Origin of the sequence: Devosia indica, from assembly GCF_003056405.1 — a bacterium.
Lineage (GTDB): Bacteria > Pseudomonadota > Alphaproteobacteria > Rhizobiales > Devosiaceae > Devosia > Devosia indica.
Genome location: NZ_PYVZ01000002.1, coordinates 119,521 through 137,300 on the forward strand (window position 1 = coordinate 119,521; position 17,780 = coordinate 137,300).

Sequence of the window (17,780 nt, forward strand, 5' to 3'; positions counted from 1 at the left end):
CAATCATGTTTCTCGACGTTCTGCGCCGCCGCAATCCCGCCTTTGTCGAAGCCGCCATGGCGCTGCATCAATCAGGACAGATACCGGCCAATGCCTATGTGCTCGATCTGGACGCGGTCGAAGCCAATGCCCGGGTGCTCAAGTCCGAAGCGGACAAGTACGGCCTCAAGATCTTTGCCATGACCAAGCAGGTGGGCCGCTCGTCCAGCTTCTGCCAGGCGGTGCAGCGTGGGGGTATCGAAAAGTCGGTGGCCGTCGACATGGCCTGTGCCCGCGCCACTCACAACGCCGGGATGCCGGTGGGCCATCTGGGGCATTTGCAGCAGGTGGCACGGGCCGAGGCCGATGCGGCAGCAGCGACTTTCCGGCCGGATTACTGGACCGTGTTCAACGCCGAGAAGTCGCATGAGGCGGGGCAGGCGGCGCACAAGGCGGGCTACAAGCAGAACCTGCTCGCGCGGATCAAGGCGGAGGGCGATACGTTCTATTGCGGTCATGAGGGCGGGTTCGAGGCAGCCGATATCGTGGGCATTGCTGAGGGGCTGGACCGGGTCGAAGGTGGGCGCTTCGCTGGGATCACCACTTTCGCCGCGCTGCTGTTCGACCACGAGACGCGCAAGGTCAAACCGACGCCAAACCTGGCAACCCTGTCGCGCGCGGCCGATGCGCTGCGCAAGGCGGGGCGGCGGGATGTCGAGATCAATGCGCCGGGCACCACATCATCAGTGTTGTTGCAGGGGCTGGCCGAAGCCGGGGCAACGCAGTGCGAGCCGGGCAATGGGCTGCATGGCACAACGGCACTGCATGTGATGGAGGACCTGCCCGAACTGCCAGCGGTGCTCTACCTCACCGAGGTGTCGCATCTGTCGGGCGGCAAGGCCTATTGCCTGGGTGGCGGGTTCTATATCGATCCGATCTTCCCTGATTATCCGGTCAAGGCCATCGTTTCGCGCGAGCCAACGACGGCCACGGGCGCGTTGCGCGAGGTGGAAATTCCGCCCCCGTCGGCCATCGACTATTACGCGATGATCGATGCTGAAGGTCCTGCCGCGCCGCGACCAGGCGATACGGCAGTGTTCGGGTTTCGCGGGCAGGCCTTTGTGACGCGCGCCTATGTCGTGGGGGTTTCCGGCATTTCGACAGGCACCCCGAAGGTCGAAACCATTGAAGACAGCTTTGGCCGCACAGCGGCCTGGCCGGTATAGGAGACAAAGACATGACCCAACCGGTTCTGGCCCTCAACAATATCCGCAAGAGCTTTGGTGGCGTCGTTGCCATCGAGGATTTCAGCCTCACCATCGAGCCGGGCGAGATCGTCGCATTGGTTGGTGACAATGGCGCGGGCAAATCCACGCTGATCAAGATCATCTCCGGCGTGCATGCCCCGAGCTCGGGCAATATTGTCATCGAAGGAGAGAGTATCTCCATGTCCAGCGCGACCAAGGCCCGGGAGCATGGCATCGAGGTCGTCTATCAGGACCTGGCGCTGGCCGATCAGCAATCGGTCTATATGAACCTGTTCCTCGGGCGTGAAGTGACCAGGGGTCCGTTTGGACAGCTTGATCGCAAGACCATGATCGCCGAGACCCAGCGCCTGGTGGACGAGCTGGATGTGCGCATTCCCTCACCGCACGCCACTATCCGCGATCTATCGGGTGGGCAGCGCCAGGGCATTGCCATTGCCCGGGCCACGCGCTGGGCCAAGAAGCTGATCCTGCTCGATGAACCCACCGCAGCGCTAGGCGTCGCGGAAACGGCCAAGGTGGAAAAGATCGTGGCCGGGCTCAAGGCGCGCAATATCGGGGTGCTGATCATCAGCCATAGCCTGGATCAGGTGTTCCGCCTGTCAGACCGCATCTGCGTGCTGCGGCGCGGCAAGCAGATCGGCATCCGCAAAACTGCGGACACCGACAAGAATGAGATCGTCTCGATGATCACCGGGCTGAGCGCGGCATAACGCTAAAGTCCCAGCCGGTCCTTGAGCGCGTACCACCAGGAGCCGAGCGTCGAATATTGCGCGCGGAACATGCGGCCGCCGGGGAACGGAATCCAAGGCAAGCTGGCAAAGGTGTCGAAGCGGGTCATGTCGCCACGCACGGCCTCGGACAGGATGCGCCCGAACAGATGCGAGCCGGTCACGCCATGGCCGGAATAGCCGTGGGCAAAGTAGATATTCTTGCCCAGGCGGCCGAGCTGGGGGACACGCGAAAAGGAGAGGGCGAAATTGCCACTCCAGGCGTAGTCCACCTTCACCTGCTTGAGCTGGGGGAAGACCTTGTCCATGTTGGGCCGCAACTTGCCCTCGACATCGGCGGGATCGGTGCCGCCATAGACCACACCGCCGCCGAAGATCAGCCGGTGATCGGCAGAGAGGCGGAAATAGTCCAGAATATAGCGCACGTCCTCGACGCACATGCCGGTGGGCAGCAGGGCATTGGCGCGGTCTTCGCCCAGCGGCTCGGTGGCCATCATCTGGGTGGAGACGGGCATGACGCGGGCGGTCAGCTCGGGCACGACATTGCCGAGATAGGCATTGCCGCAGATCAGCGCAGTTTTGGCCCGGACCTGTCCCTTTTCCGTTGAGACGGTGGCGCCCGAGGCGTCCTGGTCGACCTTGGTGACCGGCGAGCGCTCGAATATCTTGCCACCCAGGCCTTCGAAAGCAGCGGCTTCGCCGAGCGCCAGGTTGAGCGGGTGCATATGGCCGCCCGAATGGTCGATCATGCCGCCTTCATAGACGTCAGAGCCGATGTGCTGGCGGATCTGGCTCTTGTCGAGCAGCTCATGGTCGTCCATGCCATGGCTGCGCCAGAGGGCCTGCTTGGCCTTGAGTTCTTCCATATGCTTTGGGGTATAGGCCGCATAGATGTTGCCGCGCTTGAGATCGCAATTGATGCCATAGCGCTCCACACGATCATAGATGATGCCGGCGCCTTCCTGGAGCAGGCCGCCAACGAAATTGGCCGTCTGCTGGCCATAGCGGCGCTGGATGGTATCAAGGCTTGCGTTGAGTCCGTTCACCACCTGCCCGCCATTACGGCCCGAGGCGCCCCAGCCGACCTCGGCCGCTTCGACCATGACGACCTTGAAACCCTGTTCGGCCAGGCTGATGGCCGCCGACAGGCCCGAATAGCCGGCGCCGACGACGCAGATGTCTGCCTCAACCGCGCCTTCCAGCACCTGAGGCTGGCGGACGATATTGCGTGAGGCGGCGTAATAGCTGGGCGGATAGGCCGAGTTGGCATTTGGCGTTTCAGACATCACACAACCTCAAGATAGGCAGAAAATTCAAGGTCGGTGACCTGGGAGGCAAAGCCGGCATTTTCCTGGCGCTTGCAGGCGACAAACATGGATTGCAGCGTGTTGTCGAAAATGCGTGGCACCATATCGCCATCCTCAAAGGCGTTGATGGCGGAAGCCCAATCCGCCGGCAACTTAGGCAGGCGCTCGGAATAGGCACGGCCCTTGAACGGCTTGGGTGGCTTGATCTGGTCTTCGATGCCGACGAGGGCGGCGCCCAGAATGCCGGCCAGCACCAGGTAGGGATTGGCGTCGGCGCCCGAGACACGGTGTTCGATGCGACGCGCCTTGGGGTTGCCGCCAGGAATACGCACGGCGGTGGTGCGGTTTTCATAGCCCCAGGAAATGGCGCTGGGGGCATGGGTGTCGGGGCGAAGGCGGCGGAAGGAATTGAAGTGGGGGGCAAAGAGCAAGGTGGTCTCGGCCATGCCGGCCAAGAGGCCGCCCACGGCGTGATGCATCACCTCCGAACCGCTTTCGGTGCCGTCGTCAAAGACGTTGTTGCCCGCCTGATCGTTGAGGCTGAAATGCACGTGGAAGCCATTGCCCGAGCGGGCGCCATAGGGCTTGGCCATGAAAGTGGCGACGAGATTGTGCTTGCGCGCGACACCTTTGACGATGCGCTTGAACAGTACCGCGTCATCGGCGGCCTTGAGCCCATTGGTGTGCAGCAGGTTGATCTCGAACTGGCCGATGCCGTTCTCGGCCACGGCAGTATCGGCCGGCACGTTCTGTTGCTGGCACTGGAGATAGACGTCGCGGAAGAACTCGCCGAAATCCTCCAGCTCATCGAGCGAGAGGATGGCATCGGAGTCCAGCCGCTTGCCCGTGTAGGGGGAGATCGGGGGCTGGGCGGAGTCCGGATCAGGATCGACGAGATAGAATTCGAGCTCAGTGGCCACCACAGGTTCAAGGCCAAGCTCGGCATAGCGCCGCAGCACATGGGCCAGGGCCTGGCGCGGATCACCAAGAAACGGCGTTCGGGCGTCCTGGAACAGCCAGAGCGGGATCATGGCGCTGGGGCGCGTGGTCCAGTTGATGGGCAGGGCGCCGCGCCCGGTAGGGCTGCAGATGCCGTCGGTATCGCCGCTCGAAAAGACCAGCGGATTGCCCACGATATCCTCGCCCCAGACGTCGACGCCGACAATGGAGAGCGGCATGCGAATGCCGCTTTCGGCCACGCGCCGGGCCTGATCGATGGGGATGCGTTTGCCGCGCAAGATGCCGTTCAGATCGCAGACGGCGGTATGCAGCACTTCGATCTGTGGATTGGCCGCCAGCCAGGAGACGATGTCTTCGTTTGCGATCTGATCGGAACTCATGCCTGTGCGTTGCCCTTTTTGTATGACATAGCATCAGACTAGCAGGTGCTGAGGCGTTGCGGGAGGCTGTGCAGCGAGAATGCGAACAATGGATGCACAAAGACTTCGGCATCGCCCGGTGATCGGGGTGATTGCCTGCGGACGAGCTGTGGAAGGGGAACCGGCCCAGGCGGTCAAGCACCGCTATCTCGAAGCGGTGGAGACACACGCGGATGCCATTCCGCTCATCGTGCCGTCAAATCTGGACGTCACGCACGCTGCCGAAATCGTGGGGCGGCTTGATGCAGTCATGCTGACGGGCAGCAATTCCAATATTGCGCCGCATCACTATGGGTCCGCGCTTGACGCTCAGGCGCCGATCGATGATGACCGAGATGATTTCAGCCAGGCCCTGATCCATGCCGCGATCAGGGCGGCCAAGCCGGTTTTCGGCATCTGCCGAGGATTGCAGGAAATCAACGTGGCTTTGGGCGGTACGCTGCGGGACCTGCGTGAAGCGGGGCAGGGACATGTGCATCATGCCCCGCCGGATGTATCGCTTGAGGACATGTTCGGGTTTGCACACGAGATTGACGTTGCCCCGACCGGCGTGTTGCATCGGATCGTGGAAGCCGACCGGTTGCGGGTCAATAGTGTGCATTTCCAGGCCATCGACCGCCTCGGCGAGGGATTGGTGGTCAATGCCAGTGGTCCGGGCGGGATTGTCGAGGCCGTGGCGGCCAGCCACACGCCGGCGCCGGTGTTTGCCGTGCAGTGGCATCCGGAATGGCGGCCCGAGGGGCGGGCGCATGACCTGGCCTTCTGGCATTATCTGAGCGAAGCGGCGCGGGCGCGCTACATGCCTGCCCCGGGATCGGAGTTGAGTGCATGAGTGAAATCAAGACCCGCCTGTTCATCAATGGCGCCTATGTCGAGGGCCAGGGCAAGGTTGAAACTGCCTTCGAACCAGCCCTGGGCACGCCATTGGCCGAGATTGCCTCGGCCAGCGATGCGCAGATCGACGCGGCGGTGATGGCGGCCGACACGGCCTATCGCTCCTGGTCCAAAACCACGCCGCGCGAGCGCAGCGCGGCGCTGCTGGCCATTGCCGCCGCCATTGAAGCCAAGGCGGACCAGCTTGCCGTGGTCGAGTCGCGCAATGCCGGCAAGCCGTTGCGTTTCGTCAAGGCGGGCGAGTTGGCCAATGTCGCCGATGTGTTCCGTTTTTATGGCACGGCGGTGCGCAACATGCCCGCGCCGGCGGCGGGAAATTATCGTTCCTCGACGCGCACGAGCCTGGTGCGGCGCGACCCGATTGGCGTCATCGCCCAGATCGCCCCCTGGAATTATCCGTTGCTGATGGCGGCCTGGAAGATCGCGCCGGCGATTGCGGCGGGCAATGCCGTGGTTATCAAGCCCTCGGAAATGACCCCGCTCAGCCTTTTGGCGCTCAGCGAAATATTCGCGGATATCCTGCCGCCCGGCGTCGTCAATGTGATCTGCGGCAATGGGCCGGAGGTCGGAAATCGGCTGATTTCGCACGATCTGGTGCGGATGATCTCGCTGACGGGCGATGTGCGGACGGGGCGCGCCGTGTTGCAGGCGGCGGCCGGCAATACGATCAAGCGGACCCATCTTGAACTGGGCGGCAAGGCGCCGGTGATCGTCTGCGCGGATGCCGATCTCGACAAGCTGGTCGAAACCTTGCGCGAGGCGAGTTTCTATAACGCAGGACAGGATTGCACGGCCGCCTGCCGCATCCTGGCACACAAGGACATTGCGCAAGAACTGACCGGCCGGCTGGAAACCATGATCGGGTCGCTCGTCTATGGCAGGCCCGAGCGGGACGATGTGGAGTTCGGTCCGGTGATCAGCGCGCGGCAGTTGGAACGTGTTGACGGGTTCGTGTCGCGGGCGCGCAGCGAAGGCTTTGAGGTGATGCAGGGCGCAGCGCCCGATCCCGATGGCTATTTCTTCTCGCCTACGCTGGTGGCCGCGCCGATCGATGCGGAGATCGTACAGAAGGAAGTGTTCGGCCCCGTGCTCAGCATTACGCCATTCGATGACGCGCAGCAGGCCGTCGATTGGGCCAATGCATCCGAATATGGCCTCGGATCTTCGGTCTGGTCGCGGGATGGCAGCCAGGCCATGGCGATTGCCAATGCGCTTGAATATGGGGTGACCTGGGTCAATACCCATGGCGTCATGGCAACCGAAATGCCGCATGGCGGCATGAAGAATTCGGGCTATGGCTCGGACCTCTCCATGCAGTCGCTGATCGATTACACCCAGATCCGCCATATCATGGTAGAGTAGGGCCCGGTTGCCCGGGCCCTATGTTGGATCAGTCGGCGAGCGCATCGAGATCGCGGCCGGAAATGGCGGCGAGCACGGCCGACGCCATCATGCCTGCGGCGGTATAGGAGCGCGCGACAGCGTCCTCGCGCGGCAGCAGCACGAAGCGTTCTCCCTGGCAGGCGGTGAGGAAATCGCAGAAGCCCGGCGCGACCGTGTCGATTTCGGCAATGGCCTGGGCAGGCGTTTGGCCGCGCGGAGCATCGTAGGTGAGGAACATGAAATCGGCGTCGAACGCCTGCAATTCCTCTCCTGAAAACAGGACCCGGTCGCTGCCCTCGATAGCGTTGAGCACATCCGGAAACTCAAAGCCGGCGTCGCGCAGGACCTTCCCGATAACGCCATAGGTGTGCCACGCCTGGATCTGTCCGGCATTGGTCAGGATGATCGATGCCGAGATGGTGCGATCTCCAAGAACTGCCCGGATCTGATCGACCTGCGCCTGGTAGCGCGCCTTCAACAGGTCCAGCCGGTCCTGCGTGCCGGTCAGCTCGGCGATATCCTCAAAGGTCGCCAACTCCCCGCGCATATTGTCCTCGACCACCACGGTCGGGGCGATCTTTTCCAGTCCCTCGAGCGGTGTCTGCTGAAAGGCCGCGGTGATGATGAGATCGGGTTCCAGTGCGGCGATCGCTTCAAGGTCTGCCGGAGAGCCGCCGACATTTGCGATGCCGGAATTGTCGAAGGTTACGCCAGTCAGGGTAGCGGCACCGCGCATATAGGGTCCGGCATCGCCTTCGCGCCCGAAGGCGCCCACGGGCAGGATGCCGAGTTCCACCAGGGGAACGGTCAGCGAGCTGTCATGCAGGGTGACGATCCGCTGGGGCGCGGCGGGCACTTCCACGGTGCGACCGGCATCGTCGGTGTAGGTGCGGGTCTCCTGGGCTTGGCCAGGCTGAACGGCGGCAATCAGAGCCAGGCCGGCAAGGATGAGGGGCAGCTTGCGCATTGTCTACTTTCTCCAGTCAAATGGGGCATGGCCCGCATTGGTTCGGGCCATGGGCGTTTCAATCGGCCCTGGCGACGAAGTCGCGCCCGGAAATGTGCGAAATGACCATGTAGCTGAGCACGCCGAGGCCGTAATAGGAGGAGGCGGAGGCTTCCTCGCGTGGCACGATGATCATCTGGTTCTCCCGGCAGGCGTGCAGGAAGTCGCAGAAGCCGGGCATCACCTCTTCGAGATATTTGACCGCGTCGGTGGGGGTTTCCAGCGTGTCGGTGCGATAGGTCACGAAGACGAAATCGGCGTCCAGCTCGGGTAGCGCCTCGGCGCTCATGCGCTCGAACTGTCCTTCGGCAATGGCCTCGACACGATCAGGGAAGGCAAAGCCTGCATCGCGCAGGACTTTGCCCAGCGCGCCATAGGTGTGCCAGCTCAGGACCTCTCCATTGACGCCCTGGATGACGTTGACCGAGACGTTTGCCGTGTCGACCAGGCGCTGGATCTGGGCAATCTGGCCTTCATAGCGCGCCTTGAGGACGGCAAGGCGATCCTGGGTGCCGGTGATTTCGGCCAAGGCATCGTGCATGCCAAGATCGCCGCGCTCGGAGTCATCGAGCACAATAGTGGGTGCGATGGCATCGAGCTGCTCGAGAGGCGCGGTCTGCCAGGGTGTGGTCAGGATCAGATCGGGTTCCAGGGCGGCAACGGCCTCGACATCGGCGGGCAGATTGCCAACGAAGCGGATTTCGGAATTGTCGAAATCGACGCCGGTCAGCACATCGGACGAGCGAATGAAGGGCTCGCCTTCGGCCGTGGTGCGGCCGTGACTGCCGACGGGTGTGACGCCCAGTTCTAGCAGCGGCACGGTGATGGCGAGGTCCTGCAGCGAGACGATACGCAGGGGCTCGACCGGGATTTCAACGGTGCGGCCGGCGTCATCGGTGAAGGGGCGGGTGTCCTGGGCGGCGACCGGAAAGGCCAGGGCGAGGAGCAGAGGGACGGACGCCAGGGCCCGGAAATGGGTGACGGGCATGATCATTCCTTTGCGGAAAGCGGGGTGAAATTGCGACCGGCAATGCCGGCGTGAACCGTCGCGATGGCGAGATCCATGGCGTTGTAAGAGACGGTGAAGGCCTCGTCGCGCGGCAGGAACAGGACCTGGTCATTGCGGCAGGCGTGGAGGAAATCGCACCAGCCGGGCACGGATTCTTCCATGGCAGCGCGGGCATCTGCGGGCGTGTCGCCGCGGTCGTTGCGGTAAGTGATGATGACGAAATCAGCGTCAAGTTCGGCCAGGCGCTCGGCGGAGATTGTCGACTCCACGCGGAGCTCTTCCATGATCTCGATCGAGCTGAAGCCGGTTTCGGTCAGGACGTGGCCCAGTGAGCCATAGGTGGGGATGTAGGAGGCCACGACGGCGCCGGCTTCGCCGCCGCTCAGGATCGAGACGGTGGTGTTTTCGGCATTGGGGACGGCCTGGCGCAGGCCTTCAATCTGCCATTCCAGCCGGCTCTGCAGCTTTTCGAACTGTGCGGTAGCGCCCACGGCGTCCGCGAGAGTACGGAAATGATCGGTGCCGGAACGGTTGTAGCGGTTCAGGCTGATGCTTGGAGCGATGAGATTGTACTGGCGAAGCTGCGCTTCATCGGCCTCGGGGGTGATGATGAGATCGGGCGAAAGGGCAGCGATGGCCTCCATGTCGTCGTCAGCCACAAACGCGATGTCGGAATTGTCAAAATCCACACCAAGAAGGGACATGCCGGAGCGCAGGTAGATCGACCCGTCGCCGCGCACACGGCCACTGCTGGCAATTGGCGCGATGCCCAGTTCGAGAAGAGGTATCGTCAACCCCACATCGTGCAGTGCGACGATGCGCCTGGGTTGGACGGGTATTTGTGTTGTGCCGGTGTCGTGGGTGAAGTCTCGCATTTCCTGTGCGGTAACAGGCGCGAGGGACAACGCCGCAATGACTGCGGCGATGGTCATATTTCTGATCATTGAATCAGGGCTCCGATTGTGCCTGAACGTCAGGCGAGTGGTCAGGTGGGGCCTGAATGGGGTTGGTCAGTGCGGTGCAGGGTGTTCGGTGCTCACCGCATCAAGGCACCAGCGCAGCGTGGTTTGCCCGCCGCCCTCGGCGACGACACCGCAATTGCCTTGGACAAAGAAGTTCTGGGCGTGCAGCCGGATGGAGAGGCGCTCGCTGAAGACATCGGCGAAAAGGGTCAGCTCTGTGCCTTCGTCGACATGATCGGGGATCGACCCGCTCAAAGGGACCTCGCGCACCGTGTGCCCGCGCTCAGCGGCCCAGCGCATGGCGGCCAGTTCGGCGATCTGGGCGGGTTCGGGCTGGCCGGAGCGACCCTTATAGGCGGGCAGGTAGATCTCATCGCGCTCAAGCGCTGCGAGAAACGCCGGGGCGAGACCGGCGGTCATGCGGCCATAGCGCTGACGCTGTGGCATCACGACAAGCGAGGCGGCAAATCGACACCCACCGATATGGGTGGCCTGCACGATGTTGAAGCGTGTCGGATCGGCGATGGCGACCAGCGCCTTGTAGGTGGAAAAGCCATGGCGGGCGCAGCACGCATCGCGCCGGCTGTCAGTGCAGCAGATGATCGTTGAGCGGGTATCGATCCTGCCAGCAAACACATTGCCATCAACATAGTTGTGGATGGCCTTGATGAGATCGGCTTCATCGGGGAAGTCGGCAAAGACGTTCTCGGGCAAGGCGTGGAGCGTGGGCAGGCTGCCTTGTGCTTCGACCTTGTCGACCAGGGCCACATGCAATCCTGCCTGGGAGGCTGCATGCAGCGCGGCGGTGAGATCTGCCGACATATCAACCGATTCCCAGCGTGGGGTACGCCATTTGCCACGTGGCCAGGCCAGCATGAGGATGCGCTGCGGCGCATCCCCAAGGCCCTCAAGCGGTTCGCCGCGTTCGCGGCAGAGATCGGTGCAGAAGACGTGCTTGCTCATGGCCCTATTCTGCAAATGGGGTGAAGGACCGGCCGGCGACGTGGCTTTCGACCAGCTCAAGCGCGAGTTCGAGGCCGGTCATGGTCGAGCCGAAGGTCGGGCCGGGCAACAGCACGAACTGGCCGTTCCGGCAGGCGGTCAGGGCCTGGCACCAGCCGGGCGCGAAGGTTTCATAGGCGGCAAAGATCGCCTCGGGCGTCGCGTCGGGCTGCTGGCGATAGAAGCCGAAGATGAAATCGGCATCGAGCTGTTCGATCAGCTCGGCGCTCCAGGATGCCTGGTTGGCCTCAAGCGAGGCCACAGCTTCGGGCTGTGTAAAACCAAGGTCGCTGAGAACCTGGCCGATGGCGCCCAGGCCGGTGCGATAGACCCATAGCTCCTCACCAGCAGGAAACATGAACGTCTTGGTCGCCGAGATGATGGATGTGTCGCCGATGAAGGTTTTGGTGCGTTCGACATTGTCCAGATAGCGCTGATAGCGCGTGTCGAAATCGCCCGACTTGCCGGTGACGTCTGCCAGGGTCTTGAGGGTATCGACCAGGCCAAGAGAGCCGTTGTCGATGACCAGGGTGGGCGCGATGGTCTGAAGCTGTTCGATCACGGCCGGATCGTTATAGGTGCCGCCAATGATCAGATCGGGCTGCAGCGCCGCAATGGCCTCGATGTCGAGGCTGTTGAAGCCGCCGACATATTCGATGTCGGTATTGGCATAGTCGATACCCAGCGTATCCATGCCACCGCGCATGAAGACATTGCCATCAGCATCGGTGCGTCCCGCCGAGCCAACGACCGGAGCACCCAGTTCATAAAGCGGCAGGGCGATGATCTGGTCGTTGAGGGCCACGATGCGCTGAGGCTCAACCGGAATGTCGAAAGTCCCGTTGGCGGCGGTGAAGGAGCGGGTTTCCTGGGCAATGGCAGGATGAACCAAGAGGGCGGCGACCATGGCTGCGGCGGCCAGGATGGGTATGAAGCGCATTGATGAAATTCCTTTTGCCGTATTGGTCAGGAACTGGGGGTGAGCGGAACGAAATCACGTGTGCCGATCTGCGAAACGATGATGTCGAGCACCGAGCGCAGGGCCTGGAAGCTGACCGCGCGCATTTCCTCGCGATTGACCATGAAAACCTGGTTGTGGCGGCCGGCATGGAGGATCTCGCGCCACCCGGGCAGCGCGGCGTCCCAGGCCTCCAGCTTCTGTGTGGGGCTCTGGTTGCGGGCGGTCCAATAGGTGTCGATCATGAAGTCGGCGTCGATCTGGGGCAGCAGCTCGAGGCTGAGATTGGCATTGGCCTCTTCCATACCGGCGATGATTGCCGGCATGGAAAGGCCAAGGTCGCGCAGAACCTGGCCGAGCGTGCCATAGTCGCGATAGACCGAAATGCGATCTTCGAATGCTGAGGCAACGGCAACCGAGATTGTCGAGGTGTCGCCCACGGTTTCCGCCAGTGTCTGGCGGGCCCGGTCCAGCCGTTCGGCATAGCGGGCGCTGAGCCGCGCGAAGGTGTCCTCCCTGTCGGCGAGGTCGGCGACCTTGGCATACATGTCGAGCATGTCCTGACCCCAGACCTGCAGCACCACTGTCGGCGCAATCAGGGAGAGGCGGTCGTAATCGTCAGAGGCGAAATCGGGGATAATGATCAAGTCCGGCTCAACGGCCGAAATGGCCTCATAGTCGTGGTCATTGGGGCTGCCGACCCAGGTAACACCGGATTCCTCGAATCGGAAATCAAGGGCGTCATAGGCGCCCCGGACATAGGGGCGCCCCCCATTGACGGCCTCGTTGACCAGGCCGGACGAGCCGACCAGATTGGCCCCCAGCTCATAGAGCGGCGCGGTAAACTGCTCGCCACGCAGCGACACGATGCGCTGGGGCGACACCGGGATGGTGACCTCGTGGCCCTGGTCATCGACAAACAGGCGCGTTTCCTGCCCATGGGCGGCAGTGGCGAAGGCCAGCAGGCCAGCCATCGCCAGGGCACCAAGCTTGATAAGGTTCATGGTTTTCTCTCCAGGTTGGGGGCCTGAATGGGTGCTCTCTAATGGCGCGCGTCTGGCACGAGCGTTGTCGGATCGCCATCGGCGGCGGCCTCGAGCATCGGGACCATGCTGTCCAGGGCAACGGGAATTGAGAGCAGGGACACGCGCGCCATGGCCGCCACGGGCAGATCGCCCAGAAACACCTCGCCGCCGCTTTTGCTGGCCTTGAGGAATTGGCGGCCCGGCTCGGCGGCGACTTTTTCCACCAGATCGTCGGTCACGTAATAGACGATGATATCGGCATCGATGACCTCAAGCTGCTCGGGAGAAAGTTCGAGCCAGAATTCATTTGGATCGGCTAGTTCGGCCATGGCCGGGGTCTGGGCAAAGCCCATTTCGTAGAGGAACTTGGCCCGGACGTCGTACATGGAATAGGCCCATGGCGCGCCGTCGGTGATGCCGCCAAGGACGGCGGTCTGGTCCGCCCATTCAGGGTGCGCGGCAGCGATTTCCGCCAGTTGATCGCCAATGGCGGCGATGCGGCGCTCTGCCTCGGCCTCTTCTCCTACGGCCCGGCCGACCAGCCGGGCGCGATCCTCCCAGGACAGGCCATAATCGCTCGACCCTTCCGGGACGGCGACCACCGGTGCGATCAGGCTGAGCTTGTCGTATGCGTCCTGATCAATGCCGGAATAGAGCGCGATGATGACGTCCGGATTGGTTGCCGCGATGGCTTCGTAGTCGAGATCGGCTTCGAGCAGCACCGGTTCAGAGGTCAGGAGGTCCTCGGCCCAGGGGCCAGCAGTGTGCTCGAAACCATCCATGGGGCGCCATTGGCGGACGGTGACCGGCGAAACGCCCACGGCGAGCAGATTGTCGATGCCGCCATAGTCGATGCTGGCAACGGCTTCGGGCCTGGCCGGAATGATGGTGGTGCCGAACTTGTGCGCGATGGTCAGCGGAAATTCCTGGGCCAGCACCGGTGCGGCAAGCGCAAGTGTTGTTGCGCTGGCAAAGAGCAGGGCGCGAACGGGCGTGGGCTTCATGTGACGCTCCATCAATAGGATTGTGAATGACGGCTGCGAATGAGCAGCAGGACAAAGACGGGCACGCCAATCAACGAGGTGAGGATGCCGGCGGGAATCTGGATGGGCGCAAAGGCGGCGCGGCCGATAAGGTCGGCAAGTCCGACCAGGACGGCGCCCAGCAGGGCTGTCAGGACCAGGTGCAGGCCCATGCCGGCGGGTGCCAGGCGCTTGGCGGCGTGTGGGGCGATGAGGCCGACAAAGCCGAGCGGGCCAACGACCGAGGTGGCGATGGCGGCAAAGCCGACGGCAATGACCAGTTGCAGATTGCGCACCATGGCCACCGGTGCGCCAAGGCCAGTTGCTGCCGCTTCGCCGAACCGGAGGGCGCTCATGGCACGGCTGAGCAACAACAATGGAGGGAACAATACCGCAGTCCAGCCCAGCAGCGTCCAGACATCGCCCCAGCTTGCCGCATTGATCGAACCGGCCAGCCAGGCGAGCGCCGCCATGGCGCGGTCGATTTCGCCATAGGTGAGCAGGATCGATGTGATCGAGGAAATGAAGGCCGACAGCCCGATGCCCATCAGGATGAAGCGGATCGTGCTGCCGCCCTGGCGGGTGTGGGAGAGTGCGCGGATGGCGGCGGCAACCAGCACCGAACCGACAAAGGCGATCCAGGGCCGAAGGCCGGAATTGAGCTCTGGGAATGCAACGGTGAGGGTCACGACGGCCAGCGCGGCGCCCTGACTGATGCCGACCAGCGAGGGGTCGGCCAGGCTGTTGCGGGTGGCGTTCTGCAACACGCCGCCGGAAAGCGCCATCATGGCGCCGACAAGGGCGGCGCAGATGGTGCGGGGGAATCGGAACTCCCAGACGACATTGTCGATGGCGCGACTGATGGTGACGCCGCGCAGTGTCTCCCAGACTTCGCCCAGAGCGACGCCATAGCTGCCCGTGGCGAGGCTGACGGCCGAGACGATGAACAAGGTGAGCAAAAGGAGGGCCGCCATGGTGATGCCGCGCAGGGGCAGGCGCAGGGCGATGAATTCGCGCGGGGTGCGCAGGATGAGCTGGCGCGGCGGAAGGGCGATGGCCATCAGCGGGTCCTCCGGCGCACCAGATGCACAAAAAGCGGCGCCCCGATCAGCGCGGTGATGATGCCGGTGGAAATCTCGCGCGGCGGGATGGCGACGCGCGCCACGATATCGACCGAAACGAGATAGACCGCGCCGGTCAGGGCCGCATAGGGCACGATCCAGCGATAGTCCGAGCCGACATAGAGCCGCACCACATGGGGAATGACGAGGCCGATAAAGCCCAATGGTCCTGCCAGGGCGACAGAACCGGCGGTCAGGACAACAACTACGGCCAGCAATTGTGCCTTCAGGATGCCGGTTCTTACACCCAGCCCCTGAGCCACTTCGTCGCCCATGGCCAGCACGGTGACGCGCGGGGCGAGCAGAATGCCGCCAATCAGCGCGATCAGCATCCAGGGGCCAACATACCAGAGCAGGGTGATATCGCGGCCGGCCAATGCTCCGGTGAGCCAGACGCGGAGATTTTCGAAGGTGTCCTGGTTGAGCAGGTGAATGACCGAGATGATGGTGCCGAGAAACGCGCTGACCGCCGCGCCGGCAAGGGTCATGCTGAGTGGGGTCGCTCCGCCAGGCACCATGCGGGAAATGAAAAAGACAATGACAGCAGCGCCGAGCGCGCCGCTCATGGCGATCCAGGGGGTAAAGGCCATGCTGGTGAAGCCAAAGACGGTGTGGGCGACCACCACGGCAAAGGCGGCGCCTGTGGTCAGGCCCAGAAGGCCCGGATCGGCCAGCGGATTGCGGGTCACCCCCTGCATCAGCGCCCCGGCCAGCGACAGGCTGGCGCCGACGACGACAGCGAGTGCGGCGCGCGGCAGGCGCAGGTTCTGCACGATGACGTGGTCGAAATTGGTGGCGTCGAAGCTGACCAGCGCCTCGAAGACCGTGCTGATCGGCAATGGCTTGGCGCCGACCGCGATATGGAACAGGAAGGCCGCGATGAGGGCGATCAAGAGGATGGGCACGCCACTCCAGGCGCGCACCGGATGCTGAGCCGCTGCCGTTGTGGTGGCGGTAATTTGGCTCATTGGGCCGCCTCGGTCACCCGGCGGCGGGCGGTGAAGGGCACGCAAACCAGGCGGCCGCTGGCGGGATCGCGCAGCACACTGGCGTCGAGGTTGAAGACCTGTTTGAGCCGATCGGTGGTAAAGATGTCGTCCGGATCGCCGGACGCCACAATCTGCCCGTCTTTCATCATCACCAGGTGATCGGCATAGGCGGCAGCAAGGCTCAACTCGTGAAGCACGATCACCAGCGTGCGGCCGCGTTCATGCGCCAGACCGGTGAGCAGGTTCATCAAATCGACCTGGACCTTGAGGTCGAGAAAGGTGGTGGGCTCATCGAGCAGGATGAGTTCGGTTTCCTGGGCCAGCACCATGGCGACCCAGCACCGCTGGCGTTGTCCGCCTGAGAGGGTGTCGACCGCGCGATCGGCGAAATCGGCAATGCCGGCAGTCTCCATGGCGCCGTTGACCGCAACCTCGTCGGCCTTGGTCCACTGGCGCAGCAGTGATTGATGCGGGAAGCGACCTTGGGCCACCAGTTCGCGGACCGTCAGGCCCTCGGGCGCGATGGGCCCCTGGGGCAGAAGGCCAAGCCGGGCGGCGACGGATTTGGTGTTGAGCGTTTGGATATCCTTGCCATCGAGCAGCACGTGGCCGCGCGAGGGCGGGAGGATGCGGGCCATGGTCTTGAGCAGGGTGGATTTGCCGCAACCATTGGGCCCGATCAGGATGGTGACCTGACCATCGGGGATGACCAGATCAACCGATTTGAGGATGGTGGTCTCGGCATAGCCGGCATGGATTTGAAGTGCTTCAAGCCGGCTCATGCGACCCTCCATCAGGCTTTAGCGGGTGCTTTCGAGCCCATAGACATTTTCGATGTCGTCGAGCAGCAGATTGGCCGCGATATAGCCGCCGGCGGTGTTCCAGACGGCGTCGGAGACTTCGTGAACCTTGCCGGCCTGCACCACGGACAGGTTTTGCCAGAGCGGGTCGTTGAGCCAGTCCTGGGCCTGGGTGTCGCCTTCACCATTGCCGGTCTCATAGGTGAAGTAGAACAGGCGATCGCCTTCAAATTCTGGGATGCGTTCCTTGGTGATCTGCTCGGCAAATTCGGGCTTGTCCTGAGTCGCAGGGCGGGCGAAGCCGATCTGTTCCAGGGTCAGGCCGGAGAAGCTGTCCTTGAAATAGATGCGGGTCTGGCCGCCCATGAAACGGGCGATGGAGATTTCTTCATCAAGGCTGTCGCCCAGCGCGGCGGAAATGGCGGAGATGCGCGCGTCATAGGCGTCGAGTGCCGCCTGACCTTCGGCGCCCTTGCCGATGGCGTCGGTGTAAAGCGCCATATTGATCTTCCAGTCGCCACGCAGACGCTCGGAAACGACCGTGGGTGCGATGGCCGAAAGCTGCTCGTAAATGGCTTCATGACGGGCCTTGTTGGCCAGGATCAGGTCGGGCTCGAGCGCAACGAGCAATTCGAGATTGACGGCGGATTCCTCCCCGACATTGGTGACTTCGGTCATCTGCTCGGCAATGTGATCGTACCAGGGATCGCCCAGCCAGGATTTGGCCGCGCCGACCGGGGTGACGCCGACGGCCAGCAGGGCCTCGGTGCCTTCATTGGTCAAAACGACAATGCGCTGCGGATCGTCAGGTACATCGGTCACGCCCATGGCGTGGGTGATGTCGCGGGCGTGTGCCGGCATGGACATGGTGCTAGCAACGATGGTCGCGGCAATGAGCAGGTGAGGACGCTGCATCTTTCTCTTTCCTAACTTGACAAGAAAGCTCTT

General features: G+C 63.1%; 17 protein-coding genes. 4 read left to right on the forward strand and 13 right to left on the reverse strand.

Annotated features, from left to right (window positions below; all coding sequences use genetic code 11):
* The first annotated feature begins 5 nt into the window (after positions 1-5).
* Both DDE76_RS02430 and DDE76_RS02435 read left to right on the forward strand, forming a co-directional pair.
* Positions 6-1,205, forward strand: coding sequence for an alanine racemase (locus DDE76_RS02430; protein WP_104893450.1), 1,200 nt, complete (start codon positions 6-8; stop codon positions 1,203-1,205).
* 11 nt (positions 1,206-1,216) lie between these two features.
* On the forward strand, positions 1,217-1,957 hold the full coding sequence (locus DDE76_RS02435) for an ATP-binding cassette domain-containing protein (protein ID WP_104893451.1): 741 nt from the start codon (positions 1,217-1,219) through the stop codon (positions 1,955-1,957).
* A gap of 2 nt (positions 1,958-1,959) precedes the next feature.
* On the opposite strand, the gene DDE76_RS02440 is transcribed toward DDE76_RS02435, so the two are convergent.
* Positions 1,960-3,261 carry an NAD(P)/FAD-dependent oxidoreductase gene (locus tag DDE76_RS02440; RefSeq protein WP_104893452.1) on the reverse strand — a complete coding sequence of 434 codons (1,302 nt, stop codon included), beginning with the start codon at positions 3,259-3,261 and terminating at the stop codon, positions 1,960-1,962.
* Complete coding sequence (locus DDE76_RS02445; RefSeq protein ID WP_104893453.1) at positions 3,261-4,622, reverse strand: glutamine synthetase family protein; 1,362 nt, start codon at positions 4,620-4,622, stop codon at positions 3,261-3,263. Before DDE76_RS02445 ends, DDE76_RS02440 begins: the two co-directional genes overlap by 1 nt.
* An 88-nt stretch (positions 4,623-4,710) precedes the next feature.
* Here DDE76_RS02445 and DDE76_RS02450 point away from each other — a divergent pair, with 88 nt between their 5' ends.
* Positions 4,711-5,493 (forward strand): gamma-glutamyl-gamma-aminobutyrate hydrolase family protein, encoded by a 783-nt coding sequence (locus DDE76_RS02450; protein ID WP_104893454.1) that lies wholly within the window; start codon positions 4,711-4,713, stop codon positions 5,491-5,493.
* Positions 5,490-6,917 carry an aminobutyraldehyde dehydrogenase gene (locus tag DDE76_RS02455; RefSeq protein WP_104893455.1) on the forward strand — a complete coding sequence of 476 codons (1,428 nt, stop codon included), beginning with the start codon at positions 5,490-5,492 and terminating at the stop codon, positions 6,915-6,917. Before DDE76_RS02450 ends, DDE76_RS02455 begins: the two co-directional genes overlap by 4 nt.
* Positions 6,918-6,945: 28 nt before the next feature.
* Here the strand turns inward: DDE76_RS02455 and DDE76_RS02460 are convergent, their stop codons facing one another.
* The 11 genes from DDE76_RS02460 to DDE76_RS02510 form a co-directional block, all read right to left on the reverse strand.
* Positions 6,946-7,905: an ABC transporter substrate-binding protein gene (locus DDE76_RS02460; RefSeq protein WP_104893456.1), complete on the reverse strand. Its 960-nt coding sequence runs from the start codon at positions 7,903-7,905 to the stop codon at positions 6,946-6,948.
* A gap of 58 nt (positions 7,906-7,963) precedes the next feature.
* Entirely contained in the window at positions 7,964-8,932 is a 969-nt protein-coding gene (locus DDE76_RS02465) for an ABC transporter substrate-binding protein (RefSeq protein ID WP_245891775.1), read from the reverse strand.
* A 2-nt stretch (positions 8,933-8,934) separates the two neighbouring features.
* Positions 8,935-9,885, reverse strand: a complete 951-nt coding sequence (locus DDE76_RS02470; protein WP_157955630.1) for an ABC transporter substrate-binding protein — start codon at positions 9,883-9,885, stop codon at positions 8,935-8,937.
* Positions 9,886-9,963: 78 nt separating this feature from the next.
* Positions 9,964-10,878 carry a sucrase ferredoxin gene (locus DDE76_RS02475; RefSeq protein ID WP_104893459.1) on the reverse strand — a complete coding sequence of 305 codons (915 nt, stop codon included), beginning with the start codon at positions 10,876-10,878 and terminating at the stop codon, positions 9,964-9,966.
* A gap of 4 nt (positions 10,879-10,882) precedes the next feature.
* Complete coding sequence (locus DDE76_RS02480) at positions 10,883-11,857, reverse strand: ABC transporter substrate-binding protein (protein WP_104893460.1); 975 nt, start codon at positions 11,855-11,857, stop codon at positions 10,883-10,885.
* A 26-nt stretch (positions 11,858-11,883) separates the two neighbouring features.
* Positions 11,884-12,879, reverse strand: coding sequence for an ABC transporter substrate-binding protein (locus tag DDE76_RS02485; RefSeq protein ID WP_104893461.1), 996 nt, complete (start codon positions 12,877-12,879; stop codon positions 11,884-11,886).
* 38 nt (positions 12,880-12,917) lie between these two features.
* Positions 12,918-13,904 carry an ABC transporter substrate-binding protein gene (locus DDE76_RS02490; RefSeq protein WP_157955631.1) on the reverse strand — a complete coding sequence of 329 codons (987 nt, stop codon included), beginning with the start codon at positions 13,902-13,904 and terminating at the stop codon, positions 12,918-12,920.
* 11 nt (positions 13,905-13,915) lie between these two features.
* Positions 13,916-14,983, reverse strand: a complete 1,068-nt coding sequence (locus DDE76_RS02495) for a FecCD family ABC transporter permease (protein ID WP_104893463.1) — start codon at positions 14,981-14,983, stop codon at positions 13,916-13,918.
* Positions 14,983-16,011, reverse strand: coding sequence for a FecCD family ABC transporter permease (locus tag DDE76_RS02500; RefSeq protein ID WP_104893464.1), 1,029 nt, complete (start codon positions 16,009-16,011; stop codon positions 14,983-14,985). Before DDE76_RS02500 ends, DDE76_RS02495 begins: the two co-directional genes overlap by 1 nt.
* Positions 16,008-16,814 (reverse strand): ABC transporter ATP-binding protein, encoded by an 807-nt coding sequence (locus DDE76_RS02505; RefSeq protein WP_104894931.1) that lies wholly within the window; start codon positions 16,812-16,814, stop codon positions 16,008-16,010. Before DDE76_RS02505 ends, DDE76_RS02500 begins: the two co-directional genes overlap by 4 nt.
* A gap of 18 nt (positions 16,815-16,832) precedes the next feature.
* Positions 16,833-17,747, reverse strand: a complete 915-nt coding sequence (locus DDE76_RS02510; protein WP_104893465.1) for an ABC transporter substrate-binding protein — start codon at positions 17,745-17,747, stop codon at positions 16,833-16,835.
* Between the last annotated feature and the right edge of the window lie 33 nt (positions 17,748-17,780).